We start from the raw sequence: 24,739 nt of genomic DNA on the forward strand, positions 1-24,739 counted from the left end.
GGTTGCGGCTCCCGTCGCCGCCCCAGGCGACGGGCACGGGTCGAGGTGTGCGGGCGCGCGTCGGCGCGCGTCCAGTCCGGAAGGGTATCGGTCGGCGGGGCGCTTGCCAGCCCCGCGTACGCGCCCCCGCCGCGCAGAGTCGCCACCGCGTTTCCGACCAGCCTTGTGTCGCAAATGTGACTGGACGTGACGAGGTGTGCGCGTCCCGTTGCCGGGACTTGTCGCAGGATCTACGTTCGTCCCCGACGCGGAGAGCCGGGCCGGGGACGGCTCCGAGCCGGATGGCGGTGTTGGTTGAACAGGTACGACGCCCGGAGGCGACGGATGCGCGACGCGGAGAACAGTCCCCGAGCCCAGTTCCCCGGTGACCGGGCCGGACGGCCGGGTGAGGCCGAAGGGCCGGCCGCGCCGTTCAACGAACGGTCCTACGCCCCTCCGGTCGAGGGGATCCGGACGCTTCCCCGTTCCGGCGGGAAGGGGCGGGACGAGGACGAGCCCGGCTACGTCATCCACCTCCAGGTCCGGGTGCCCGACCTGGCGGCGGCCACCGCGCTCGCCGGCACCGTGGCCACCTCGCTGGGCTTCCTGGTGGAGCTGGACGCGGGCGAGACCACCGTCTCCACCGCCGACGACCAGAACAACAGGCACCGGGTCTTCTGCGACCTGCTGCTGCCCGACCGCAGCCGGTGCCCGCAGCGCTTCGAGCACGAGGGCCCGTGCGGCGAGCCGCCGCCGGCGCCGGAGCCGCGTCCCGCGTCCTGGTGACCGCGGCGGACCGTAGGCTGTGCCTGACCGAAGTCCAAGTCAGGCAAGGGAGCCCTCCTCCGATGCAGAAGTGGGAATACGCCACGGTGCCGCTGCTGGTCCACGCGACCAAGCAGATCCTCGACAACTGGGGCGAGGACGGCTGGGAACTGGTCTCCGTGGTCCCCGGCCCGAACCCGGAGCAGCTCGTCGCGTACCTGAAGCGTCCGAAGGGCTGACCTCCATGAGCAACGGACCTCACGCGAAGCTCGCCGAGCTCGGCCTCGAACTGCCCGAGGTGGTGCCGCCGGTGGCCAGCTACGTGCCGGCCGTCCAGTCCGGGCAGCACGTCTACGTGTCCGGCCAGCTGCCGATGGCCGAGGGCAAGCTGCTCGCCACCGGGAAGGTCGGCAACGGCGTCTCGGCCGAGCAGGCGAAGGACCTGGCGGAGCGGTGCGCGCTCAACGCGCTCGCCGCGATCGACGCGCTGGTCGGGCTGGAGAACGTGGTCAAGGTCGTGAAGCTGACCGGCTTCGTGGCCAGCGCACCCGGCTTCACCGGCCAGCCCGGCGTGATCAACGGTGCCTCCGACCTGTTCGGCGCCGTGTTCGGCGAGGCCGGCCGCCACGCCCGCAGCGCCGTAGGCGTGGCGGAGCTTCCCCTGGACGCCCCGGTAGAGGTAGAGGTCGTCGTCGAGGTCGCGTGACCCTCAGCCCGCCACTGAAGCCCGCGATCTTGCAGTTGTCGCCCCGGCAGAAGCCCCAGACGGGGACAAACCCCGGGCCGGAACTGCAAGATCGCGGGGAGCGGCGGGCGGAGTCGTACGATCGCAGCCATGGGTGGGCGTATGGCCGGTGCGGCGGGGGCGCTTGCGGACGGGCTGCCGGGGTGGGTGACGTTGCTGCGTGCGCCGAACCCGGGGCCGATGACGCTCGACGGGACGAACACGTGGGTGCTGCGGGCCGGGCCGGACGCGCCCGCCGTCGTGGTCGACCCGGGGCCCGCCGACGAGGGACACCTGGCCGCGATCGCGGCGCGGGGGCCGGTCGGGTTGGTGCTGATCACGCACGGGCACGCCGACCACACCGAGGGCGCGCCCCGGCTGCGTGAGCTGCTCGACGGCGTACCGGTGCTCGCCGCCGACCCGGCGCACACGGCCGGAGGTGAGCCGCTCACCGCCGACACCACCTTCGACCTGGGGCTGGACCTGCGACTGCTGCCCACCCCCGGGCACACCGCCGACTCGATCTGCCTCCTGGCCGAGCACGACGGCGAGCGCGTCGTGCTGACCGGTGACACCATCCTCGGCCGGGGCACCACAGTGGTCGCCCACCCGGACGGGCACCTCGGCGACTACCTGTCCAGCCTGGAGCTGCTCTCCGCGTACCGGGGGATCCCGGCGCTGCCGGGCCACGGCCCGGCGCTGGCCGACTGCGGTGTGGCGGCCGACTTCTACCTGGCCCACCGGCGGGCCCGGCTGGACCAGGTGCGCGCCGCCGTCGCCGCGGGCGCCACCACAGCCGCCGAGGTGGTCGCAGTGGTCTACGCCGACGTCGACAGGTCGCTGTGGTGGGCCGCCGAGTGGTCGGTCCGGGCCCAGCTCGAACACCTCGGGGTGGAGCAGCCGTGACCTGCCCGGTGTGCGGAACCGTCGCCGTGCCCGGGGCGCGGTTCTGCCACAACTGCGGAGCGGCGCTGCCGGCCGCCGCCACGCTGCCCGCCGCCGAGCGCCGCGTGGTGACCGTGCTCTTCGGCGACCTGTCCGACTTCACCTCCTGGTCGGAGGACCTGGACCCGGAACGGGTCGGCGCGGTCACCGACCGGGTGCTCGCCGCCCTCGCGGGCGCGGTCAAGACGTTCGGCGGGCACGTCGACAAGCTCACCGGCGACGGGATCATGGCCGTCTTCGGCGCGCCGGTCGCGCACGAGGACGACGCCGAGCGGGCGGTCCGCGCGGCGCTGTCCATGCAGCGCGCGGTGCGGCGGGTGCTCGACGACGAGCGCGGCGGCGGCGCGCCGCTGGGCCTGCGCGTCGGCCTCAACACCGGAGACGTGATCGCCGGCATCCAGGCGGCGATCGAGTACACCGTCATCGGCGACACCGTGAACACCGCCGCCCGGCTGGCCGACGCCGCCGCTGTCGGCGCGGTCTACGCCGGCGCGCGCACCTCCGCCGCGACCCGGCACGTCGCCTCCTGGCGTGCGCTGCGCCCGCTGCGGCTCAAGGGCAAGCGGGAACCGGTCGAGGCGTACGAGCTGCTGGGCCTGCTCGACGCGCCCGGCACCCGGTCCGGCCTCGGCGACGAGGCGCCGTTCGTGGGCCGGGAGACCGAGATCGGCCGGGTGGCCGGACGGCTCGCCGAGGTGATCGACAGGGGTGAGCCCCGGGTGCTGCTGATGACCGCCGAGGCGGGGATCGGCAAGTCCCGGTTCGCGGCCGAGGTGGAACGCCTCGCCGCCGGCTACGACGTCGGCGCCGGGCGGTACGCCGCGCACACCGGCGCCCGGGTGCTCTCGGTGCGGTGCGCCGCGTTCGGCGAGCGTCGCCGGCTGGCGCCGCTGGCCGACCTGGTCCGGGCCGCCGTCGGCCTGCCCGGCGACGCGGCCACCGCCGTCACCCGGCCGGCCGTCGAGGAGCGGCTGCGCCGCCTCGGCCAGCGCCTGTCCCGGCTCCCCGGCGACCCGCCGCCGATCGCCGTGGACCAGCTCCTGGCCCTGCTCGGGTACGCCGAACTCCCGCCCGCCACGGAGAACGGCGAGTGGAACGCGGCCGGACCGCCGCCGGACGACGAGGCGGTGCCGACGGCCGTCGCGGACCTGCTCAGCGCGCTCGCCGTGGAGGCGCCGCTGATGATCGTGGTGGACGACCTGCACGACGCCACCGCCGAGACGCTCAAGGCGCTGGCGCTGACCCTCAACCGGCTCAGCGGGCCGGTGCTGGTGCTGCTGCTCGGCCGCCCCGAGCTGGTACGGACCGCCGGCGCGCTGACCCGCGTCGCGGACGCCGAGGTGCACGCGCTGCCACCGCTGCGCGGTGCGGACGCGTCCCGGCTGCTCACCAGCTACCTGTCCGGTGGCCGCATGCCCCAGGCCGACGCGGACCGGCTGCTCGCCACCGCGCAGGGCAACCCGTTCTACCTGGCCGAGCTGGTCACGCTGCTGATGGAGCGCGGTGCGCTCACGGCCGGCCCGGGCCGGGGCGCGGACGTCGGATGGCGGCTCGCCCCCGGCTCACTCGGTAGCCGGCTGCTCTCCCGGGACCTGGCCGCGGTGCTGGCGGCGCGTATCGACGCGCTGCCGCCCAACGCCCGCTCGGCGCTGCGCGACGCCGCTGTGGTGGGCGACAACGTACCGGCGGGCGCGCTGGAGGCGCTTCGGGAGCAGCGGGTCGGACAGGACGGTCGGCCCGCCGCGGTGGCCGCCGTCGAGCTGGACCGGGCCGTGGAGGAGCTGCTGCAACGGCGCATGCTGCACCGCACCCGCAGCGGGTTCGCCTTCGCCACCCCGCTGATGCGGGAGGCCGTGTACGCCGGGGTGAGCAAGGCCGAGCTGGCCGAGCGGCACGCGGCGCTGGCCCGCTGGGCCGCGCCGGAGAGCGTCGACGAGACCGGCGGCGCACCGGGGGGCGCGTTCACCGAAGCCGCCCGGGACGACTTCGTCGCCGAGCACGTGGAGCGGGCCACGGCGCTCGCCGACGCGGTCAAGCTGCGCCCGGACGCGCAGGCCCGGGCGGTCGGCCCGCTGGGCGTGGCCGCGCTGGGCCGGGCCGCGCGCCGGTCGCTGCGGTCGGGCGAGCCGGCGCTCGCGGTCGAGTACGCCGAGCGCGCGGCCGAGCTGGCCCGCGACGGGGTGCCACCGGCCGACCGGGTGGTGCACGCCCGGGCGCTGCTCCAGATCGGCCGCCCGGCCGACGCGCTCGCGTTCGCCGAGAAGATCGCCGCGAACACCGGCGACCCGGCCACCCGTACCGCCGCGCTGCTGCTCGCCGGGCAGGCCCAGCAGACCCTCGGTGACGCCGAGCGGGCCGAGTGCAACTGGCAGGAGGCGTTGCAGGTGGCCACCGACGCCGACCTGCCCACGCTGCGGGCCTCGGCGATGCGCCGGCTCGGCATGGCCGACTTCATCGCCGGCCGGCTCGGGCAGGCGAGCAGCCGGCTGGCCGCGTCCTACCAGGTCAGCCTCGCCGCGCGGGATCCCCGCGGGCAGGCCTGGTCGTTGCAGAACCTGGCCTGGGTGACCACCACCCGGGGGGACTTCGCCGGCACCGACGCGGTGCTCGGCCGGGCCGCCCGGCTCTTCGCCGAGCTGAAGGACCCGTACGGACGGGCCTGGTTGCGCGGCACCACCGCCTTCGCCCGGCTGCTGGCCGGCCGGCTGCGGGAGGCGTGCCGGATGGCGCGGGTGTTCCTGCCGTTCGGCGAGCGGGTCGGCGAGGCGTGGGCGGTGGGGACGCTGCGCGCGGTCGAGGCGTACGCCACCGCCGAACTGGGCGACCTGGCCGAGGCGGACCGGGCGGCGCGGCGCGCGTACCGGGACTTCGCCGAGGTGGGCGACGACTGGGGGCAGGGCTTCGCGCTGGTGGTGCGCGGGGTGGTGGCGCGCGGGCTGGGCGAGCCGGAACACGCGGCCGACCTGTTCACCGAGGCGCTCGAGTACGCCGACCGGACCACCCACCCGCTGCTCACCGGCATGGCCGGCACGCTGCGCGGCTTCGTGGCGCTGGACATGGGCGACCACGAGACCGCCGAGCGGGAGGCGCGGTCGGTGCTGACCCGGGTGGAGCCGCACAACCCGCAGGCGCCGGCCCAGGTCGCGCCCCGGGTGCTGCTCGCCATGGCCCGCCTCGCGGCGGGTGATCCGGGCACCGCTGTGGGGCTGCTCGCGCCGGTGGCCACCGGCGCGGCGAACGCGCCCTCGCTGCTGTTCTCGCGGCGGCAGACGATGGCCCGGTACGCCGCGGCGCTGCTCGCCCACGGCCAGCGCGAGCAGGCGCTCGACTGGGCGCAGCGGTCGATCACCGCTCCGGCCGAGGACGTGCGCAGCCAGGTGGTGGCGCTGCTGGTGCTGGCCGAGGCGCTCGACGCCTGCGGTCGCCGGGCCGAGGCGCTGACGAACGCGGAGGAGGCGGTACGCCTCGCGTACGCCACCGAGCAGCGCAGTGAGCGGATCGTCGCGGACGCGTTGCGGGTCCGCCTCTCCGGCGGCTGACCGTCCTTGTTCTGACGGTTCCGGGGATGTGTTAGTCGGTGGGGCCGGTTAGCGTGGGGCGGCGACAGCCGTGGATCGACTGTCGCCTCCCGGTGCGCGCCTGCGTCACCGGCAGACCACGCTGGGGAGGAACGATGAGGCTGCCGCGCTCGGGCGCCGGCTGGACGATCGCGGTCTTCGGGCTCCTCGCGCTGCTGCTCGGCGCGCTCGGTCTGATCTGGCCGGAGACTCAGCTGCGCCTGCTCGGCTTCGAGGTGCCGGCCGAGCGCGCCCCGGGCGACTACACCGGCACGTTCCTCACCGCGTCCTCGATGGCCTCGTTCAACATGGGGGTCTACTACCTGCTCGCCGTCGCCACCGAGTGGCGGCCGTTCTACCGGTTCACGGTCTGGTTCCGCCTGGTCACCTTCACCGTGTTCACCATCGCGGTGCTCTCCGACGTCGCGCCGGACCGCTTCTTCGCGGTCGCCGCGTGGGAGGGGCTGGGTGCTGTCGCGACGGCGGTCGGCCTGTGGTGGGACGCCCGCCGGGCGCCCGCCGCCACTGTCGACTCCGTCCCGGGTCCGGTGCCGGCCACCGACGCGGCGCGCTGACGGGTCCGGATCGTTGGGTATTTTCGAGTCGTGACCGAGACCCCGCCCGGCGCCGTGCGGCTGCCCATCGTGCCCGGTCTGACCGATCTGCAGGTGTTCGCCCGGGGCGGCTACGCCACCATCTACCGGGCCACTCAGATCTCGGTGGGACGCGAGGTGGCGGTCAAGATTGAGAACCGGACGCTGGACAGCGAGCGCGACCAGGCCCGCTTCCTGCGCGAGGCCCGTGCCGCCGGGCGGATGTCGTCGCACCCGCACGTGGTGGACCTGTTCGACGTCGGGGTCACCGTCGACCAGCACCCCTACCTCATCATGGAGCTGTGCGACGGCTCGTACGCCGAACGCATGCGCACCTCGCCGCTGGGCCCGGAGGAGACGCGCGACCTCGGCGTGAAGATCGCCGACGCGCTGGCCCACTCGCACGCGGCGGGCGTGCTGCACCGCGACGTCAAGCCGGCGAACATCCTGCACTCCGAGTTCAACTCGGCCGTCCTGGCCGACTTCGGCCTGGCGGTGCTCGCCGAGTTCCGTGACTCCTCGGTGATGCTGGAGGCGCTCACCCCGGCGTACGCGCCGCCGGAGACGTTCAACCACAGCCCGCCCACGCCCGCCGTCGACGTCTACTCGCTGTGCGCCACGCTCTACGCGGTGATGTACGGCCGTCCGCCGCGCTGGCACTCCGAACGCAACCCGAGCCTGGTCACCGTGCTGGAGATGTTCCAGCAGCCGATCCCGGGCCTGCCCGGCGTGCCCGGCGAGCTGATCGACGTACTCCGGTTGGGCATGTCGAACGACCCGGGTGAGCGGCCCTCCGCGGTCGAGCTGCGTGGCCTGCTCGCCTCGCTGCCGCTGGACGGCGCGCCGGCGACGGGCGGCCTGTACGACGGCGCCGGCGGCGACCGGTTCCACCGCACCGGCGGGCCGAATCCGCGACCGCCTGCGGACGACGACCACCCGACGGTGGCCTCGCGTGCCCGGCGCTGGCCCAAGCGCTGGTTCCTCGGCGGCGCCGGAGTGCTGGCGCTCGCCGCCTCGGCCGGGGGCGGCTGGGTGGCCGCCGGGCACGCGCCGCCCGTCGCGCCGACGCCTGCGCCCAGCGGCGTGGCCGGTGCCGCGCCCGTGCCCGGCTGCGCGTCCGCCGACGTGCGGCTGCCGGCGGGGGCGCGCTGCGCGACGGAGCTGGAGTGCTTCGGTCCGGTACGGCTGCGCCGCGACCGGGCCGAGGCGAGCCGGGTGCCGTGCGACGGCCAGCACACCTGGGAGACCTACGCCGCCGGTGACCTGCCGGCCGGTCTCGCCGGGGCCCGGCACGAGACGGTGGCGGCCGATCCGGCCGTCGGGCGGGTGTGCAACGCCGACACGTTCCGGCTGGTCAGCGGCGGCAAGTCGGCGAGCGGATGGAACCTGGAGGTGCTGCCGCCGGAGGCCGAGGCGGACCGCACCTACCGCTGTCTCGCCGGCCGGGGCGTCAACGCGCTCGCCGGCCCCACGCTCACCGGTCGCTGAGCCCGTTCACGGTCCGGCCCTGCCGCACCGACCGCGGGTCGAGCGTCTCCAGCGTGTCGGCGTCCACGGCGGTCGGCGTCCGCATGCCGCGTACCAGCCGGGGGTCCAGCGTCTCCAGCGTGTCCGCGTCGATCGGCTGACCCGCCGGGGTGCGCAGGTTCCGCACCGCGCGCGGATCGATGGCCTCCAGCGTGTCGGCGTCCACTCCGTACCCCTGGTGGGGGACCGGCCAGCTCTCGGCCTGCGGAGCGGGACCGCCGGTGCCGCCGGGCTGGCGCGCGGCGGTGATCGCCACTCCCGTGATCATGGCGAGGAGGACGCAGACCAGGGCCAGCACGACCGACAGGATGCCGGGCGGACGCCACACGGCGAGGGTCACCACCGCCGCCACCGTCGCCATGGACGCGACGACGGCCTTCGCCCGCGCATCGGGCTTCGGGAACGATCTCACCCGACAAGCATGGCCCAGCGCGCCCACCTGTCAACCGGCGGGATGAGACGGCTTCCCGTCACCGACGCTCCACTTCGGAGTCGCTGGTAGCGACGATCGAGAAAAAATCGTTACATCATCTGGTTGTTTGCCGTATCGATCCGGGTTTGAGGGCCGCTAACGTGGGCGTCGATCCCTTCGCCGGACCGGCTGTCGCGCCCGCCGCGGCGGCTCCGCAACCACCCGTGCGACGCGGCGCGCGGCGGTCGGCACGCTGACCATCCGCTGACTGGCCCCCGGGGTACGGCGGGTGATCGGGCACCCGCCGTACCCCGGGCCCACCCGCGCTCGACGAGGCGAGCGTCGGCCGTCCGAGGCCCGCCAGTCCCCCTCCCCAGGTGCCGGGGTGGGACAGGTGGGCGCGAGCGCCCCGGTGGAACGCCATGGGTGTCAAACACGGCCGGAGACACCCATGGCGTTCCACTCAGCGGCGGAGCGAGCCGCACGGGCGGGTCAGTAGGACTTGTCCTGGGAAAGGACGTGCTGGGCGACGAAGTTGAGGATCATCTCCCGGCTGACCGGTGCGATCCGGCCCGCGCGTACCGCGCCGAGCAGCGTCGCCACGCCGTACTCGGTGGTCATGCCGGCCCCGCCGAGCGCCTGGACGGCGGTGTCGACGGCGAGCGCGGCGGCCTCGCCCGCCGCGTACTTGGCCATGTTGCCGGAGATGCCGGCTTCCAGGTCGCGGCCCGCGTCGTAGAGCGTCGCCGCCTTGTGGATCATCAGCCGGGCCAGCTCGACCTGCACCGCCGCGTGCGCCAGCGGGTGCGCCACACCCTGGTGGGAGCCGATCGAGCGCCCACCCCACACCTTGCGGGTGGCGGTGTAGTCGCTTGCCTTCTCGATCGCGTACCGGCCGGTGCCGGCGCCCATCGCGGCCACCGTGATGCGTTCCGGGTTCAGCCCGGCGAACAGCGCGGGCAGCCCGGCGTCGAGCGACTCGCCGACTAGCGCGTCGGCGGGCAGCCGGACGTCGTCGAGGAAGAGCAGGAACTGGTTCTCCGGCGACAGGATCTCCATGTCCAGCTTGGACTTCTCCAGGCCCGGCGCGTCGGTCGGCACGATGAACAGCGCCGGCTTGAGCTTTCCGGTGGAGGAATCCTCGGTGCGGGCGACCACGAGCACGTGCCCGGCCTCGTCCACGCCGGAGATGTAGATCTTCCGGCCGCTGATCAGCCAGTCGTCGCCGTCGCGGCGGGCCACAGTGGCGAGGCGGTGGAAGTTCGAGCCGGCGTCCGGCTCGGTGATCGCGAAGACGATCTTCTGGGAGCCGTCGGCCAGGCCGGGGAGGTGCTTCTTGCGCTGCTCCTCCGTACCGTGCTTGTTGATGATCGTGGCGGCGATGGCGGGGGAGACCACCAGGAGCAGCAGCGGGCAGCCCGTCGCGGCCAGTTCCTCGCACACCAGCGCCAGCTCGGTGATGCCGCCGCCCCCGCCGCCGTACTCGGTGGGGATGTTCACGCCCAGGTAGCCCAGCCGGCCGGCCTCGTGCCACAGCTCGGTGGTGTGTTCCCCCGATTTCGCCTTGGACACGAAGTAGGAGTGGCCGTACTTGCGGCCCAACGCCCGGACGGCGTCGCGGAGCTGGTCCTGCTCGGGGGTCAGGTCGAAGTTCACTGCGGGTCCTCCTCGGGGTCCACCACGGCAAGTACGGCACCCGTCTCGACCTGGCCGCCGGCCGGCACCGGCAGCTCCGTCACCACGCCGTCGGCGGGGGCGAGCACGGGATGTTCGAGCTTCATCGCTTCCAGCGTCAGCAGCAGGTCACCGGCGGCGACCCGCTGGCCGACCTCCACGTGCACCCGGGTCACCGCGCCGGGCAGCGGCGCGAGCAGCGACCCGGCCGCCAGCTCCGCGGTGGGCAGGGGCAGGCGGGGCAGCTCGGTGAGGCTCGCCGCCCCGTCCGGGCCGTCCACGAAGACCGACGACCCCACCCGGTGTACGCGGAAGGCCCGCCGCACCCCGTCGACGTCGAGCACCACCCGCTCCGGGCCGGCCGTGACCAGGTCGACCACCGGCAGCTCGCTGTTAACAGGGGACCCTTCCTCTACCGGATCCGTTAAGAGGGGGCCCTTCCTTCCCCACTCGGCGAGGGCGCCGGTGCGGTCGAGCCGGTAGTGGACCTCGATCTCCTCGTCACCCGGGCCGGTGAAGCGGGTGACCTGCGGGAAGGACGGCACGTTGCGCCAGCCCGACGGCAACCCGGCCAGCACCGGTGCGGCGGCCCGGCGCGCGGCGGCCCCGGCCAGCGCGGCGGCCAGCGCCACCACCGGAAGCTGCTCCGCCGGCAGCAGCGGCTCGAACACCTCCGGGTGCCGGTCCAGGAAGCCGGTGTCCACGTCCACGGATGCGAACTCCGGGCTGCGCAGCACGCGGACCAGCAGGTCCCGGTTGGTGCCCACGCCGTGCAGTTCGGCGCGGGCGAGCGCGCCGGCCAGGGCCCGGGCCGCCTCGGTACGGGTGGGTGCCCAGGCCACCAGCTTCGCCAGCATCGAGTCGTAGTGCACGCTCACCGCCGAGCCGTCCACCACACCCGAGTCCAAGCGCAGGCCACGGGCCGGGCCGAACTCGGCTGCGACCCCGGGGATCGCGAACCGGTGCAGCGTGCCGGTGGCCGGGCGGAAGCCCTGGGCCGGGTCCTCGGCGCACAGCCGTACCTCGATGGCGTGGCCGTCGGCGGGCGGCGTGGTGGTGACCGGCAGCGGCTCGCCCTCGGCGACGAGCAGTTGCAGCCGGACCAGGTCCAGCCCGGTGGTCAGCTCGGTGACCGGGTGCTCCACCTGGAGGCGGGTGTTCATCTCCAGGAAGTGCACCTGCCCGTCCGGCGCGAGCAGGAACTCCACGGTGCCCGCGCCGACGTAGTCGACGGCACGCCCGGCCGCCACCGCCGCCTCGTGCAGCGCCGCGCGCACGTCGTCGGGCAGCACACCCGGCGCCTCCTCGACGATCTTCTGGTGGCGGCGCTGGATGGAGCAGTCGCGCACTCCGAGCGCCACGACGGTGCCGTGGGAGTCGCCGAAGATCTGCACCTCGACGTGGCGGCCGCGTTCCACGTACCGCTCGATGAAGACGGTGCCGTCGCCGAACGCGGCAGCCGCCTCGCGGCGCGCGCCCGCGACGGCCTCGGCCAGCCCGGCCGCGTCGCGGACGATCCGCATGCCCCGGCCGCCGCCACCGGCCGCGGCCTTGACCAGCACCGGGAAGGCGGTGACCTCGGCCGGATCGGTCCAGGTGGGCAGCATCGGCACGCCCGCGTCGGCGAGCAGCGCCTTGGCGGCCATCTTGTCGCCCATCGCCGCGATCGCCTTGGCCGACGGCCCGACCCAGGTCAGGCCCGCGTCGGTCACCGCCGCCGCGAACTCCGCGTTCTCCGCCAGGAACCCGTAACCGGGGTGGACGGCGTCGGCGCCGGAGCGGCGGGCCGCGTCCAGGATGGCGTCGATGCGCAGGTACGTCTCGGCCGGCGTGTTACCGGGCAGCCGTACGGCCTGGTCGGCGTCGGCCACGAACGGCGCGTCGGCGTCCGCGTCGGAGTGCACGGCGACTGTGGCCACGCCGAGGGCGCGGCAGGTGGCGAAGACCCGGCGGGCGATCTCCCCCCGGTTGGCGACCAGAAGCTTGGTGATCATTGTGAGTACGCCCCCTACATCCGGAAGACGCCGAAACCGTCGGCGCCCTTCACCGGTCCGTTGTGGATCGCCGACAGGCACAACCCGAGGACGGTGCGGGTGTCCCGGGGGTCGATCACCCCGTCGTCGTAGAGCCGCCCGGACAGGAACAGCGCGCCGGACTGCGACTCGATCTGCTGCTCGACCATCATCCGCATGGCGGCGTCGGTGTCCTCGTCGTACTCGCGTCCCCGGGCGGCGGCGGCCTGCCGCGCCACGATGGACAGCACACCGGCGAGCTGCGCCGGACCCATCACCGCCGACTTCGCGTTCGGCCAGGTGAACAGGAACCGTGGCTCGTACGCCCGACCGCACATGCCGTAGTTGCCCGCGCCGTAGGAGGCGCCCAGGTTGACCGTCAGGTGCGGCACCTTCGAGTTCGACACCGCGTTGATCATCATGGCGCCGTGCTTGATGATGCCGCGCTGCTCGTACTCGGTGCCGACCATGTAGCCGGTGGTGTTCTGGAGGAAGACCAGCGGCGTGTCCGCCGCGTTGGCGAGCTGGATGAACTGCGCCGCCTTCTGCGCCTCCTCGCTGAACAGCACGCCCCGGGCGTTCGCCAGCACGCCGACCGGGTAGCCGTGCAGCTCACCCCAGCCGGTGACCAGCGCGGTGCCGTAGCCGGGCTTGAACTCGTCGAACGCGCTGTCGTCGAGCACCCGGGCCAGCACGTCGCGCGGGTCGAACGGCACCTTCAGGTCGGCGCTGGCGATGCCGAGCAGCTCCTCCGGGTCGTACCGGGGTGGCAGCGGGTGCGGGTTGCGCGGCGGCGGGCCGTGCTTGCGCCAGTTGAGCCGGCGGACGCACTGCCGGGCCAGCCGGATGCCGTCGCGCTCGTCCTCGGCGAGGAAGTCGGCCAGGCCGGACGTGGTGGCGTGCATCGCCGCGCCGCCCAGCGACTCGTCGTCGGTGACCTCGCCGGTGGCCATCTTGACCAGCGGCGGCCCGGCCAGGTAGACCTGCGACCGGTCGCGGATCATGATGGTGAAGTCCGACATGCCCGGCACGTACGCGCCACCGGCTGTGGCGTTGCCGAAGACCACGCTCACGGTCGGGATCCGCTGCGCGGAGAGCCGGGTCAGGTCGCGGAACACCCGGCCGCCGGGAATGAAGATCTCCGCCTGGGTGGGCAGGTCCGCGCCGGCCGACTCGACCAGGTTGATCATCGGCAGCCGGTTGGCCGCCGCGATCTCACCCGCCCGGCGGGTCTTCGCCAGCGACCACGGATTGATCGCGCCGCCGCGTACCGTCGGGTCGTTCGCCACGATCAGGCACTCCACGCCCTCGACCACGCCGATGCCGGTCACGGTGCTGGCGCCGACCGGGAAGTCCGTGCCGTACGCGGCCACCGACGACAGTTCCAGGAACGGGCTGTCCGGGTCGAGCAGCAGCTCGATGCGTTCCCGGGGGAGCAGCTTGCCGCGACCGTGGTGGCGGGTCACGTACTTCTCGCCACCACCGCCCCGGGCCTGGTCGAGCGCCTCCTCCAGCTCGGCCAGGCGCTCCAGCAGCGCCTCCCGGTTGGCGGTGAAGGCGGGCGTGGACGGGTCGATAGTGCTCTGCAGGACTGTCGTGCTCACAGGCCCATGCCCTTCGCGATGATCTCGTTCATGATCTCGGTGGTGCCGCCGCCGATGCCGAGCAGACGGGCGTCGCGGTAGTGCCGCTCCACCTCGGCGTCGCGCATGTAGCCGAAGCCGCCGTGCAGTTGCAGCGCGGCGTCGACGACGAAGTCGCACGCGGACACCGCCACGTTCTTCGCGATCGCCACCTCGGTCACCACCGGCTGCCCGGCGGCCACCCGCTCGGCGACCTCGTGCACGTACGCCCGCGCCGCGTCGGTGCGGCTGTGCATCTCGGCCAGCTTGTGCCGGACGACCTGGCGCCCGACGAGCGGCCGGCCGAACGTCTGCCGGTCCCGGCACCACTGCACCGCCAGGTCCACGCAGCGCTGCGCGGTCGCGTACGCCTGGGTGGCGAGCGACAGCCGCTCGTTTGCGAACTGCTGCATGATGGCGAGGAATCCGGTGTCCTCCGGGCCGACCCGGTTCGCCACCGGCACCCGGACGTCGACGAAGGACAGCTCGGCGGTGTCCGAGCAGTGCCAGCCCAGCTTCTCCAGCCGCCGGCCCACCGTGAACCCGGGCGAGCCCTTGTCGATGACGAGCAGGCTGACCGAGCCCGAGCCGGGGAAGTCGGTGCAGACTGCGGTGGTGACGAAGTCGGCGCGGACCCCGCTGGTGATGTACGTCTTGGACCCGTTGACGACGTAGTGGTCGCCGTCGCGGACCGCGCAGGTGCGGATGCCCGCCACGTCCGAGCCGCCGTCCGGTTCGGTGATCGCCAGCGCGCCGATCATCGTCCCGGCGAGCGCGGGCCGGACGTACCTGTCGATCAGCCCTTCGTCCTGGGTCTCGACCATGTGCGGCAGCGCGATCCCATGCGTGAACAGCGCGGCGACCAGTCCGGACGACCCGCCCGAGCGGATGATCTCCTCGGTGACCACCATCGAGTCGAGCAGGTCTCCGCCGCTGCCGCCGACCGACTCCGGGAAGCCGATGCCGAGCAGGCCGATCTTCGCGGCCGTCTCGTGCAGCGACCGGGGCACCTCGCCCGCCCGTTCCCAGTCGGACAGGTGCGGCAGCACCTCCCGGGTGACGAACGAGCGGGTCAGCTCGCGCAGTTGCCGGCGTTCCGGCGTGTCCACGATGGTCATGCCGGAACCTCCGTCGGAAGATCGACGACTCGCGAGCGCAGCAGCTCGCCGAGCGCCTTGGCCTGGGGATCGAACCGGGTGGAGGCGGCCACGCCCTGCCCGAGCAGCCCTCGGATCACGAAGTTGAGCGCGCGCAGGTTCGGCAGCTCGTACCGCTCGACTGTGAGCGCCGCCGTCTCGGGCAGCAGCTCGGCCAGCCGCTCCACCGTCAGCCAGTCGCGCAGCCAGGGCCAGGTCGCGTCGGTGCGGGCCCAGACGCCCAGGTTGGCGTCGCCGCCCTTGTCGCCGGACCGCGCCCCGACCAGCTCACCCAGCGGCCCACGCCGGGTGTCGTGCAAGGAAGGGCCCCCTGTTAACGCCTCGTGTTGTACAAGGGTCCCTTCCAAACCGCCCGTCACCGTCGGCGGCGCGATCGGCACCCGCTCGCCGGACGGGAGCACCGCCACGTGCTCGACCGCGTCCTGCGCGATCGTGTCCGACGTGAACACTCCGTACGGCGTGGCGTCACCGGGCAGCGTGGTGAGCGTGCAGCCCGGGTACGAGGCCAGCGCCAGCTCCACCGCCGCCGCCGAGAACGCCCGCCCGGCCCGCGACTTGTCGCCGTCGCGCAGGTGTACGTGCAGCAGCGCGCTCGCCGCCTCGGTGTCGCCGGTGTCCGGGTGGTCGGTACGGGCCAGCGTGAACTCCAGCCCCTCCGTGCCGACCGAATCCTCGATCTGGCCCCGGACCAGTGCCGCCTTGGCCGGGATGTCCAGCCCGCACAGCACGAACGTCATCGAGTTGCGGAAGCCGCCGAGGTTGTTGACACCCACCTTCAGCGTGTCCGGCGGCGGCGTGCCGCGCACCCCGGACACGCGTACCCGGTCCGGGCCCTCCTGCTCCAGCCGCACCGTGTCCAGCCGGGTCACCACGTCCGGCCCGAGGTAGTCCGGCCCGCCCACCTCGTACAGCAGCTGGGCGGTGACCGTCTCGACGGTGGCCGCACCGCCGGTGCCGGGGTGCTTGGTGAGCACCGACGAGCCGTCCGGGTGCAGCTCGGCGATGGGGAAGCCGGGGCGGTGCCCGCCGTCCGGCAGCTCGGTGAAGAAGCTGAAGTTGCCGCCCGTGACCTGTGCCCCGCACTCGATCAGGTGCCCGGCCACAGTCGCGCCGGCCAGCGCGTCGAGGTCGTCGCGGGTCCACCCGAAGCGGGCGATCGCCGGGCCGACCGCCAGCGAGGCGTCGGTGACCCGCCCGGTGACCACCACGTCCGCGCCCGCGTCCAGGCAGGCTGCGATCCCGAACGCGCCCAGGTAGGCGTTCGCGGTCAACGCGTCCGGCCGCTGGATCGCGTCGCCTTCGACGTACCCGACCCGGACCTGGAGGCCGAGCCGGTCGCCGAGCGACCGGATCGCGTCGGCCAGCCCCGCCGGGTTGAGGCCGCCCGCGTTGGTGACCAGCGTGACGCCGCGCTCCAGCGCGGTGCCGAGCACACCCTCCGCCTGGCGCAGGAACGTCTTGGCGTAACCGAGCGACGGGTCGCGCATCCGGTCCCGGCCGAGGATGAGCATGGTCAGCTCGGCCAGGTAGTCGCCGGTCAGCACGTCCAGCTCGCCGCCGTCGAGCATCTCCCGCCAGGCGGTGAAGCGGTCGCCGTAGAAGCCCGACGCGTTCCCGATCCGCAGCACGCTCATGCTGTGCTGATCGGGCATGCTCTCACGGCCCTCGCTTCGCTCGGTGCGTTCGTTCATGCCGGGCCTCCGCTCGCGGGCTCCTGCTTGCCGCCGGGCGGGCCGGCGAACGCCTGGGCCACGTCCAGCCACTCGTCGGCGACCGGTCCGGTGGCGGTCAGGGCCAGGTCCGCGCGGTGCCGTCGCTGCGTGACGAGCAGGCAGAAGTCGAGCGCGGGGCCGGTCACCCGGTCGGCCGCGTCGGCCGGCCCGAACTCCCACACGTCGCCGCCCGCGGGCGCGGTCAGCTCCACCCGCACCGGCGCCGTGGGCACCTCGCGGCCGTGGGCCGCGAAGCCGTGCCCGAGGGTACGGAAGCCGAGGTGCGCGATGTGCCGCAGGCGCTCGGTCGGGGTGCGGCTGACGCCGAGCGCGTCGGCCACGTCCTCGCCGTGCGCCCACGTCTCCATCAGCCGGGCCGTCACCATCGACGCCTGCGACATGCTGGTGCCGTACCAGGGGATCTTCTGCCCGGCCGGGACGGCGGTGAGCGCCCCGGCGAGCGCCGACCGGCCGGCACGCCAGCGGGCCAGCAGCGCGGCCGGGGGCGCGAGGAAGGCCTCGGCGCCGTCCTCGACCAGGCGCGACGGGTCCGGCGCGGCCATCACCGAGGCGAAGAACGCGGACTCGTCGGTGGCCGCCAGGTAGGCGACGTGGTCGGTCCAGGCGAGGTGCGCGACCTGGTGCGCGACGGTCCAGCCCGGGGCCGGTGTCGGCCGTTCCCATCCCTCCGGCGGCAGTTCCGCGACGAGCGCGTCGAGCTGTTCGGACTCGGCGGCCAGGTCCGCGAGCAGGGCTGTCAGGTCGACCATCATGCCTCCGGCGGGGGTGGGCGTCAGGGGATCAGTGCCGCTCGCTCTCGGGGGTGAGCAGCGCGGCGAGCTGGCGTTTCCAGGTGTGCAGCAGGGCGGCGCGGCGGGGCGAGTCGTCGCTGAGCAGGTTGGCCACACCGAGACCGCGGAGCAGGTCCAGGGTGGCCTGCACCGACTCGCGTACGCCCGGCTTGCGCTCGTCCACGCCGAGCAGCTCGACGGTGAGCCGGTGCATCTCGCGGCCGATCCGCGCCTCCAGCGGCACCAGCGCGGCCCGCAGTTCGGCGTCGGTGCGGGCGGCGACCCACAGCTCCAGCGCGGCCACGAACAGCGGGCCGGTGAAGGAGGTGGCGAGCAGGTCGACCACGCCGTCGAGCCGCTTGGGGCCCACCGGCAGGGCCGCCGCCTCGGCGCGCAGCTCGGCCGCCCGGCGCTCGGTCAGGTGCGTGACGGCGGCGGTCACCAGCGCGGCCTTGGTGGGGTAGTGGTGCAGCTGGGCGCCCCGGGAGACGCCGGCGTGGGCCGCCACCACGGTCGTCGTGGTGCCGGACCAGCCGTGCTCCACCAGGCACTCGACGGTCGCCTCAAGCAGCCGTGCCTGGGTGGCGCGGCTGCGCTCCTGCTGCGGGACTCGGCTCGACACGCAGACAGCGTGCCTCGCCCAAAACAAACAGTCAAGCCTGACTTTTTTGGGCCGTCGCCCGCCTGGATCCCGGACCGCTATCCGACACCTCCACGCGGCCGTTCCGCGATATCGTGCTGGATCACGGGGAGGCACAACATGAATGAATTTGTGCTCGTCGGAGGGGCAGGGTTCCTGGGCACGGCGACCGCCGGGGCGCTGCTGGCCGCCGGCGCGCGGGTCACCACCGTGGACCGCCATCCGCCCGCCGAGACGCACGCCGCCGCCGGCCACGACTGGATCAGGGCGGACCTGCTCACCGCCGACCCACCCGAGCTGCCGCCCGGCATCGTCGTGGTGCTGCTCGGTGCGAGCCACCCCCGGCCCCGCCACCCGTGGACACTGCCGCTGGACAACGCCGTCAGCACTGCCCGGCTGCTGCCCCGCCTGGCCGGACGCCAGGTGGTGCTCACCTCGTCCGTCGAGGTCTACGGTGCCGCGTCCGGTCCGCTCACCGAGGACACCACGCCCGACCTGCCGTGGTCCGCCGGAGAACTCGACAGCTGGTGCGCCCGCGTGCGCGACCTGGCCCGGGAACCCTGCCCGCCGTGGCGGGCCGCCCCACTGGCCCGGGCGATGGCCGACGCCGACCCCACCCGCCGGTGGACGTACGCGATGGCGAAGCTCGCGCAGGAACGACTCGTCGCGGACGCCATCCCACCCGATCGGCTCACAGTGCTCCGGCTCGCGAACGTCTTCGGCGCGGGGCAGCACCGGGTTGCCACCCGACTGGTCCGCCGGGCCCGCCAGGGACTGCCGCTGCCGGTCACCGCGGACACCGTACGCAGCTTCCTGCCAGCGGACACCCTCGCACGGATCCTCCTGCGCGGGATCGGCCCCGGCGTATGGAACGTGGGCGGGGAGCCGGTGCCACTGACCGACCTCGCGACCTGGATCCGGGACCTGTGCGGCTCGTCGGCGCCGCTGCTGACCATGCCGCGCCCGGCGTCGGAGAGCTCCGGCCTGGTGGTCACCGACAAGCTGACCGCCGCCGGCCACCGGGTCGAGCCGCTCCGCCCGGCCCTGGCGAAGCTGGTGGCCGAGGTCGACGACGGCCCGGCACCCCTGTTCCGGCCGCCGCTGCCGGTCGTCGTGCCGCCCCCGCCGTCCCACCCCGAGACGGTCGTCGCCCGCCAGCAGGAGGCGCTGCTCAGCGGGGAGGTCAAGCACGGCAACCGGTGGACGCGCGAGCTGACCGAACGCCTCGGCAAGGAGTTGCAACTCGACGACGACCATCGGGTGCTGCTCACCGCCTCGGGGACCGCCGCCCTGCGGATCATGGTGGCCGCCACCGTCGGGCCGGCCCGCCCCGGCGACGTGGCGGTGCTGCCGTCCTACACGTTCCCCGCGACCGCCGAGATCCTGGTCCAACTCGGATACACGCTGCGCTTCGTCGACGTGGACGTTGCGACCTGGACGATCGACCCCGTGGCCGTCGGCGCCGCGATCGAGCGGGGCGGCGTACGACTGGTGCTCTGCGTCGACACCTTCGGCAACCCGTGCGACTATCCGGCCCTGCGGGCGGTCTGCGACCCCGCCGGGGTGGCGCTGCTGGCCGACTCCGCCGCCGCCCTCGGCAGCCTGCACCAGGGGCGCCCGGTGGCGCAGCAGGCGTTGTCGCACTCCTACTCGATGAGCTTCGCCAAGGTCGTGTCGGCCGGTGGCGCCGGCGGCGCGCTGGTGCTGCCCGCCGACGCCGCCGAGGCGGTCCTCGCCGCACCGGCCGGCTGGACCCGCTCCGAGCTGATGAACGAGCTGCACGCCGTCGTCGCGGTCGACCAGCTCGCGGACCTGGACACGCTGGTCCGGTGCCGGACCGAAGTGGCGGAGGTCTACGCCGCCGCCGCGTCCGCTCTGCCGGTGCAGGTCCAGCAGGTCCGCCCCGGGGACCGGCACTGCTGGGTGCACTGGGTGGCCCGCTTCGCCCGGCGCGACCGCGTGGCGACGAGGCTGGCCGCCCTCGGCGTACAGACCAAGCCCTACTTCGCAGCCGTCCACGGTGGTCCGCTCGGCGGCGGTGAGCGCCTACCGGTGACCGAACGGCTGGACGCCGAGGCGCTGGCCCTGCCGATGTCCTCGGAAATCACAGTGGAACAGGCGGAACGGGTCGTCGCGGCGCTCCGCCAATGCCTGGACTGAACCGGGCCGGGCGGTCAACCCGGAACGCGGCCGGTCACCAGCAGTTGCTTGCCGGCGTCGGCGAGGACCGGGTCGTCGCCCAGGCGTCGCTCCAGCGCCAGCAGCGCGTCCCGGTCGGCGGCCAGCCGCCCGGCCAGCCCCGCCCGCCCCACCGCGGCGGCGCTGACCAGCAACCCGGCGCTGCGGATCTCGACCAGGCCGGCGGCGCGGAACGCGGCCTCCAACCGGGCTCGGTCCAGCAGGTGCAGGTCGGCGGCGTGCCCCTCGGCACGCCAGACACCCCGCCTACGGGTCAGCCGGTCCACCGCCTCGTCGTCCCGGCCCGCACCGACCAGCTCCAGGACCAGGCCCACCAGTGAGTCGACCAGCACGGCCAGCACGCCGCCCGGGCGCAACCACCCGGCCAGGTGCCGGACCGCCCGCTCGGGATCGGCCGTGTACTGCAGGGAACCCATCGCCAGCACCGCGCCGGCCGTAGCCGGCAGCGTCACCTCCGTCATCGAGCCCTCGACCAGGGTGAATCCGGAACCGGGCGGATGACGGCGCAGCTCGGCGACCATGCCCGGCGCCTGTTCGACACCGGTCACCGGATGGCCGAGGTCGAGCAGCCGCCGGGCCCACCGGCCCACGCCGCAACCGGCGTCCACCACCGGGGCGCCCGGCGGCAACAAGTCCCGCACCCGCTCCCATGCCAGGTCGTCGTAGGCACGCCGGTGCGGCACCGCGAAGTGCTCCTCGTAGCCGGACGCCAGCGCGTCGTACAGGGGCTGGCTCGGACGCATCGGCTCAGACAAGGCTGCGCCGCCCCCGCAGCCACTGCCGGTCGGCCAGGTAGGTGCCCGGTCGCCAGCGCAGGTTGAGGCTGTAGTTGCTGCCGCAGCCGACACACTCCTTGCGGAACAGCCGCGCGTGCTCGGCACGGTATTCCGGCGCGTCGACGATCTCGGCGATCGGGCGCTGCCGGACCGAGGCGGTCGGGTCGTGCGCCCAGCAGCCGCCGATCTCCCCCCGGGAGTGCACCATCAACTTGAGCTGCGACTCGGCGCAGGGCAGGTCGCGCTGGACGAGATCGTCGAAGTGCCCGCGCAGGTAACGCAGCTCCGAATAACGCGGCAACCACCGCCGGTCGGCCCGGGCCATCGTCTCCAGTTCGGCCAACGCCGCGTCGAGCCGGTCGCCGGCCACGTCGGTCTGGGTGGTGACCGCGTCGGTGCGGAACAGGAACGTCCGGTCGGTGACCAGGTTGAGATAGAGCGTCACGCCCAGCTCCTGGGCCAACGCCGCGATGCCGGGCAGACTGTCCACGTTGTCCCGCATGACGGTGAAGTTCATCCGTACCTTCAGACCCAGCCGGTCCCGGGCGGCGATCAGGTTCCGCAGGTGCCGGGTCGTCGTCTCGAAGGCACCGAGTCGCCCGCGAATCCGGTCGTGCACCAACGCCGTCGGGCCGTCGACGGAGACGTTGAAGCTGCGTACGCCGGCGGCGAGCACCTCGTCCAGAACGGGCGGGGTGAGGCGGATGCCGTTGGTGTTCAGATGCAGGTGTCGTACCCCCACCTCGCGGGCGTACGACATCAGGGTCAGCGCGTCCGGCCGGATCAGCGGCTCGCCGCCGGTGAAGTTCACCTTGTGGATGCGCAGCGCGACGAGTTGGCGCAGGACGTCGCGCCACTCGTCGGTGGAGAGTTCACCCTTGGTGTTCGTGGTCCAGCAGCCGCAGCTCGTGCAGCGCAGGTTGCAGTTGTCGGTGAGGAACAGCTCGGCGACCAGCGGCCGTACGTGCAGCCGGGGCGCGATGCGTTCCTTGACGGCGAGCCGGCCGAAGAACCAGGCGAGGCGGGCGGTGTCGACGACGGTCACGGCAGTCTCCGGGCGAGGACGAAGAGGTTGGCCGAGCGGAACAGCCGGCCGTCGAGGTGGATGCCGCGCTCCAGCAGGCGGCGCACCGGCCCGCCGGTGAGCAGGGCCGGGATCTGCAACCACCGCCAGAAGAGGTTGGCGCCGGTCACAGTGGTCGGGGTGAAGCCCGCCGTGCGCAGCAGCCGGAGCAGGTCCTCGGTGCGGTAGTTGGTGTGCCGGTCCCGGCCGACCGACATGTCGCCGCGCAGGTTGTCGGAGAGGTCGGCGAACCGGCTGTGCCACACCTGCGACCCGAACCGCCACGAGTAGATCAGGCGGTGCAGCCGGGGGAAGTCGAACTTGGCGTTGTCGGGATCGAGGAAGGTGAAGACGTGCCGCCGGGGGACGGTGAGCACCAGCAGCCCACCGGGGGCGAGCACCCGGTGCGTCTCGGCCAGCAGCGCGACCTCGTCGGGCACGTGTTCCAGCACGTCGAGCAGGCTCACCGAGTCGAAGTGACGGTCGGCGAACGGCAGCGGCTCGCCGACCCCGAGCCGGCTCAGCGGCAGATCCGGGTGGCGGGCCGCCAGCTCGGCGAGGTAACCCGGGTGAGGGTCGGCGCCCTCGCAGGTCACGGTGCCGTATTCGTGCAGCACGGCGAGGAAGTCTCCGGTGCCGCAGCCCAGGTCGAGGTGCCGGCCCGTGCGGCCGGACAGTGCGGCCCAGGCGAACGCGTACCGGCGTTGCGGGTGGGTGGCGAAGGGCTGCACACCCGTTCGGCGTGTCGCCTCGTCGGCCCGGCTCATCGGACCAGCCGGGCGCAGAGCGCGTCCAGAGTGGCGGCCAGGCGTTCGCCGTCGACCGGGCCGGGCAACGGGCGTTCCGCGAGCAACCGGTGTTGCCGCTGCGGGTGCGCGGCCACCACGGCCGGCAGCTCGGCGACGTCCCACACCGCGACCACCCGGCCCGAGCGTTCCTCCTCGCGCAGGTATTCGACCTGGTGGTCGTTGCCCATCTCGCCCCGTGCCGCCTCCCGGGCCACAGCGACCGGCACCCGACCGAGCCGCTGGACCAGCCGCACCGTGTTGCCGGCGTGGGTGATCACCACGTCGGCGGCGGCCAGCCGCCTCCGCAGGTCGTCCAGGGGCAGGAACGGGGCGTGCGGACACGGCGGGGTCACCGCCGACGTGCCGGTCTGGACGAACACCTCGTGCGCGGCACACAGCGGCGCGACACCCTCGATCAGGCGGTCGAACGGCCATGGGCCCATGCCGACGGTGACCAGGAGGCGGGCCATGGCTAGTAGAGCTCCCCGATGAGGACCGCGCGGGGCCGCGACGCCAGCAGGGCGGGTCGCTGCACCAGCACGGCGGCGGCGAGGCGGGAGCAGAGCCGGGCGGCGGCCCCGGCGGGCCCGGTCATGTTGAACGTCTCCAGCCACAGCGACGGCACCCGGAGCAGGCGGGCGGCGAGGAAGACGCCGACGGCCACGCCGGTGCCGGCCGAGACCACCACGTCGGGTCGCTCCCGGCGCAGCAGCCACAGGGCCCGCCAGGCCGCCGGCAGCACCCGCCACCGGGTGCGTGTCGACAGCTCGGGCTGCCAGTGCACCCGCTGCCCGGTCAGCGCCACCTCGGTGTCGGGGGCGCGGACCGCCACCCACACCGGGTCGTGCCGTTCCCACCACGGGCGGAGCGCGAGCAGGTCGAGCAGGACGCCGCCGCTGCTGGAGACGAGGAGGATCCGATACCGCCGGTCCGTCACTACTTCACGCTATCCCAGCGTCGCGGATCGCGATGCCCCGCTCCAGACTGGACGGTCGGTCCCCCGAGGGCTCGGATCAGCGGCCGTCTCGCGGTGCGAAGACGGTGAGGGCGTCGGCGTCGGAGTGGCGGGAGCGGACGTACTCGTCAGCCCAGGCGGCCGCGTCCGGAAACGCCGACTCGGCGGCGACCCGGGCGCACGCGGCGTCCACGTCGAAGCGCGTCCGGCGCAACTGCACGCCCGGGCCGAGCAGCGCCCACCAGGCGCCCGTGCCCCCGTACGGCATGCCGACGCTGCCCGGGTTGACCACCAGCCGGCGGTCGGCCAGGCGGGTGAACGGCATGTGCGTGTGCCCGCACACCACGGTGCCGACCTCGGCCGGCAGGCCGGCGAAGACCTCGGCCCAGCGGTCGAGCCGCGAGTCGACGAGCACGACCTCCTCGTCGTCGCGTGGGGTCGCGTGGCAGAACAGCACCTCGCCCAGCCCGGTGACCGGCAACGTGACCGACGGCGGCAGCGCGGCCAGCCGGGCCACCTGGTCGTCGCGGAGCTGCCCGGCCGCCCAGTTGGAGACCTCGATCGCTGAGGGCTTCCCGGCCCGCGCCTGCACCAGCTCCCGGTCGGCGTTCCCGCCGACCCAGCAGGCCCGGTCACCGAGCGCGGCCAGCCGGTCCAGCACCTCGACCGGCTGCGGACCGGCGGCCAGGTCACCGGTGAGGACGATCAGGTCGGCGGCGGCCACGTCCGGCTCGGCCAGGACCGCCTCCAGCGCGGGCAGCACACCGTGGATGTCGGAGAGGACGGCGACGCGATCAGGCATCGTCCCAGCCTGGCGGCACCGGCCCGGGAGGACCAAGCGATTCTGC

Annotated in this window: 22 protein-coding genes; 8 read left to right on the forward strand and 14 right to left on the reverse strand. The window is 74.0% G+C overall.

Annotated features, from left to right (window positions below):
* Positions 1-324: 324 nt before the first annotated feature.
* From Q3W68_RS26410 to Q3W68_RS26440, 7 genes are all read left to right on the forward strand, one after another.
* Complete coding sequence (locus Q3W68_RS26410; protein WP_302908019.1) at positions 325-765, forward strand: hypothetical protein; 441 nt, start codon at positions 325-327, stop codon at positions 763-765.
* Positions 766-827: 62 nt separating this feature from the next.
* Complete coding sequence (locus tag Q3W68_RS26415; protein WP_013289021.1) at positions 828-983, forward strand: DUF4177 domain-containing protein; 156 nt, start codon at positions 828-830, stop codon at positions 981-983.
* 5 nt (positions 984-988) lie between these two features.
* Positions 989-1,450 (forward strand): RidA family protein, encoded by a 462-nt coding sequence (locus Q3W68_RS26420; protein WP_302908020.1) that lies wholly within the window; start codon positions 989-991, stop codon positions 1,448-1,450.
* 141 nt (positions 1,451-1,591) lie between these two features.
* The gene (locus tag Q3W68_RS26425) at positions 1,592-2,374 is read left to right on the forward strand and encodes an MBL fold metallo-hydrolase (protein ID WP_302908070.1); all 783 of its coding nucleotides are present in this window, start codon (positions 1,592-1,594) and stop codon (positions 2,372-2,374) included.
* Complete coding sequence (locus tag Q3W68_RS26430) at positions 2,371-5,952, forward strand: adenylate/guanylate cyclase domain-containing protein (RefSeq protein ID WP_302908021.1); 3,582 nt, start codon at positions 2,371-2,373, stop codon at positions 5,950-5,952. Before Q3W68_RS26425 ends, Q3W68_RS26430 begins: the two co-directional genes overlap by 4 nt.
* 134 nt (positions 5,953-6,086) lie before the next feature.
* Positions 6,087-6,545, forward strand: coding sequence for a hypothetical protein (locus tag Q3W68_RS26435; protein ID WP_302908022.1), 459 nt, complete (start codon positions 6,087-6,089; stop codon positions 6,543-6,545).
* Between the two features lie 30 nt (positions 6,546-6,575).
* The gene (locus Q3W68_RS26440; RefSeq protein WP_302908023.1) at positions 6,576-8,051 is read left to right on the forward strand and encodes a serine/threonine-protein kinase; all 1,476 of its coding nucleotides are present in this window, start codon (positions 6,576-6,578) and stop codon (positions 8,049-8,051) included.
* On the opposite strand, the gene Q3W68_RS26445 is transcribed toward Q3W68_RS26440, so the two are convergent.
* From Q3W68_RS26445 to Q3W68_RS26480, 8 genes are all read right to left on the reverse strand, one after another.
* On the reverse strand, positions 8,038-8,502 hold the full coding sequence (locus tag Q3W68_RS26445) for a hypothetical protein (RefSeq protein ID WP_302908024.1): 465 nt from the start codon (positions 8,500-8,502) through the stop codon (positions 8,038-8,040). The two genes, Q3W68_RS26440 and Q3W68_RS26445, sit on opposite strands and share 14 nt — an antisense overlap.
* A gap of 492 nt (positions 8,503-8,994) precedes the next feature.
* Positions 8,995-10,158: an acyl-CoA dehydrogenase family protein gene (locus tag Q3W68_RS26450; RefSeq protein WP_302908025.1), complete on the reverse strand. Its 1,164-nt coding sequence runs from the start codon at positions 10,156-10,158 to the stop codon at positions 8,995-8,997.
* A complete protein-coding gene (locus Q3W68_RS26455; protein ID WP_302908026.1) occupies positions 10,155-12,170 on the reverse strand; it encodes a biotin carboxylase N-terminal domain-containing protein in 2,016 nt (671 codons plus the stop codon). Before Q3W68_RS26455 ends, Q3W68_RS26450 begins: the two co-directional genes overlap by 4 nt.
* Before the next feature lie 14 nt (positions 12,171-12,184).
* Entirely contained in the window at positions 12,185-13,792 is a 1,608-nt protein-coding gene (locus Q3W68_RS26460; RefSeq protein ID WP_302908028.1) for an acyl-CoA carboxylase subunit beta, read from the reverse strand.
* Entirely contained in the window at positions 13,789-14,928 is a 1,140-nt protein-coding gene (locus Q3W68_RS26465) for an acyl-CoA dehydrogenase family protein (protein ID WP_302908029.1), read from the reverse strand. Before Q3W68_RS26465 ends, Q3W68_RS26460 begins: the two co-directional genes overlap by 4 nt.
* The gene (locus Q3W68_RS26470) at positions 14,925-16,601 is read right to left on the reverse strand and encodes an acyclic terpene utilization AtuA family protein (RefSeq protein WP_302908071.1); all 1,677 of its coding nucleotides are present in this window, start codon (positions 16,599-16,601) and stop codon (positions 14,925-14,927) included. Before Q3W68_RS26470 ends, Q3W68_RS26465 begins: the two co-directional genes overlap by 4 nt.
* Positions 16,602-16,654: 53 nt before the next feature.
* Positions 16,655-17,449 (reverse strand): TIGR03084 family metal-binding protein, encoded by a 795-nt coding sequence (locus Q3W68_RS26475; protein ID WP_302908030.1) that lies wholly within the window; start codon positions 17,447-17,449, stop codon positions 16,655-16,657.
* A 31-nt stretch (positions 17,450-17,480) separates the two neighbouring features.
* Positions 17,481-18,092 (reverse strand): TetR/AcrR family transcriptional regulator, encoded by a 612-nt coding sequence (locus Q3W68_RS26480; RefSeq protein ID WP_302908031.1) that lies wholly within the window; start codon positions 18,090-18,092, stop codon positions 17,481-17,483.
* Between the two features lie 138 nt (positions 18,093-18,230).
* Here Q3W68_RS26480 and Q3W68_RS26485 point away from each other — a divergent pair, with 138 nt between their 5' ends.
* Positions 18,231-20,270 (forward strand): aminotransferase class I/II-fold pyridoxal phosphate-dependent enzyme, encoded by a 2,040-nt coding sequence (locus Q3W68_RS26485; protein WP_302908032.1) that lies wholly within the window; start codon positions 18,231-18,233, stop codon positions 20,268-20,270.
* Positions 20,271-20,284: 14 nt separating this feature from the next.
* On the opposite strand, the gene Q3W68_RS26490 is transcribed toward Q3W68_RS26485, so the two are convergent.
* The 6 genes from Q3W68_RS26490 to Q3W68_RS26515 form a co-directional block, all read right to left on the reverse strand.
* Positions 20,285-21,052, reverse strand: a complete 768-nt coding sequence (locus Q3W68_RS26490; protein ID WP_302908033.1) for a bifunctional 2-polyprenyl-6-hydroxyphenol methylase/3-demethylubiquinol 3-O-methyltransferase UbiG — start codon at positions 21,050-21,052, stop codon at positions 20,285-20,287.
* A 4-nt stretch (positions 21,053-21,056) separates the two neighbouring features.
* Positions 21,057-22,130, reverse strand: coding sequence for a radical SAM protein (locus Q3W68_RS26495; RefSeq protein ID WP_302908034.1), 1,074 nt, complete (start codon positions 22,128-22,130; stop codon positions 21,057-21,059).
* Entirely contained in the window at positions 22,127-22,915 is a 789-nt protein-coding gene (locus tag Q3W68_RS26500; RefSeq protein ID WP_302908035.1) for a bifunctional 2-polyprenyl-6-hydroxyphenol methylase/3-demethylubiquinol 3-O-methyltransferase UbiG, read from the reverse strand. The genes Q3W68_RS26495 and Q3W68_RS26500 overlap by 4 nt, the downstream gene beginning before the upstream one ends.
* A complete protein-coding gene (locus Q3W68_RS26505) occupies positions 22,912-23,406 on the reverse strand; it encodes a hypothetical protein (protein ID WP_302908036.1) in 495 nt (164 codons plus the stop codon). The genes Q3W68_RS26500 and Q3W68_RS26505 overlap by 4 nt, the downstream gene beginning before the upstream one ends.
* 2 nt (positions 23,407-23,408) lie before the next feature.
* Positions 23,409-23,873 (reverse strand): hypothetical protein, encoded by a 465-nt coding sequence (locus Q3W68_RS26510; RefSeq protein ID WP_302908037.1) that lies wholly within the window; start codon positions 23,871-23,873, stop codon positions 23,409-23,411.
* Between the two features lie 76 nt (positions 23,874-23,949).
* Positions 23,950-24,693: a metallophosphoesterase gene (locus Q3W68_RS26515; RefSeq protein ID WP_302908038.1), complete on the reverse strand. Its 744-nt coding sequence runs from the start codon at positions 24,691-24,693 to the stop codon at positions 23,950-23,952.
* Between the last annotated feature and the right edge of the window lie 46 nt (positions 24,694-24,739).

Origin of the sequence: Micromonospora sp. C28ISP2-4, from assembly GCF_030519385.1 — a bacterium.
In the GTDB taxonomy this organism is placed as follows: Bacteria; Actinomycetota; Actinomycetes; order Mycobacteriales; family Micromonosporaceae; genus Micromonospora; species Micromonospora tulbaghiae.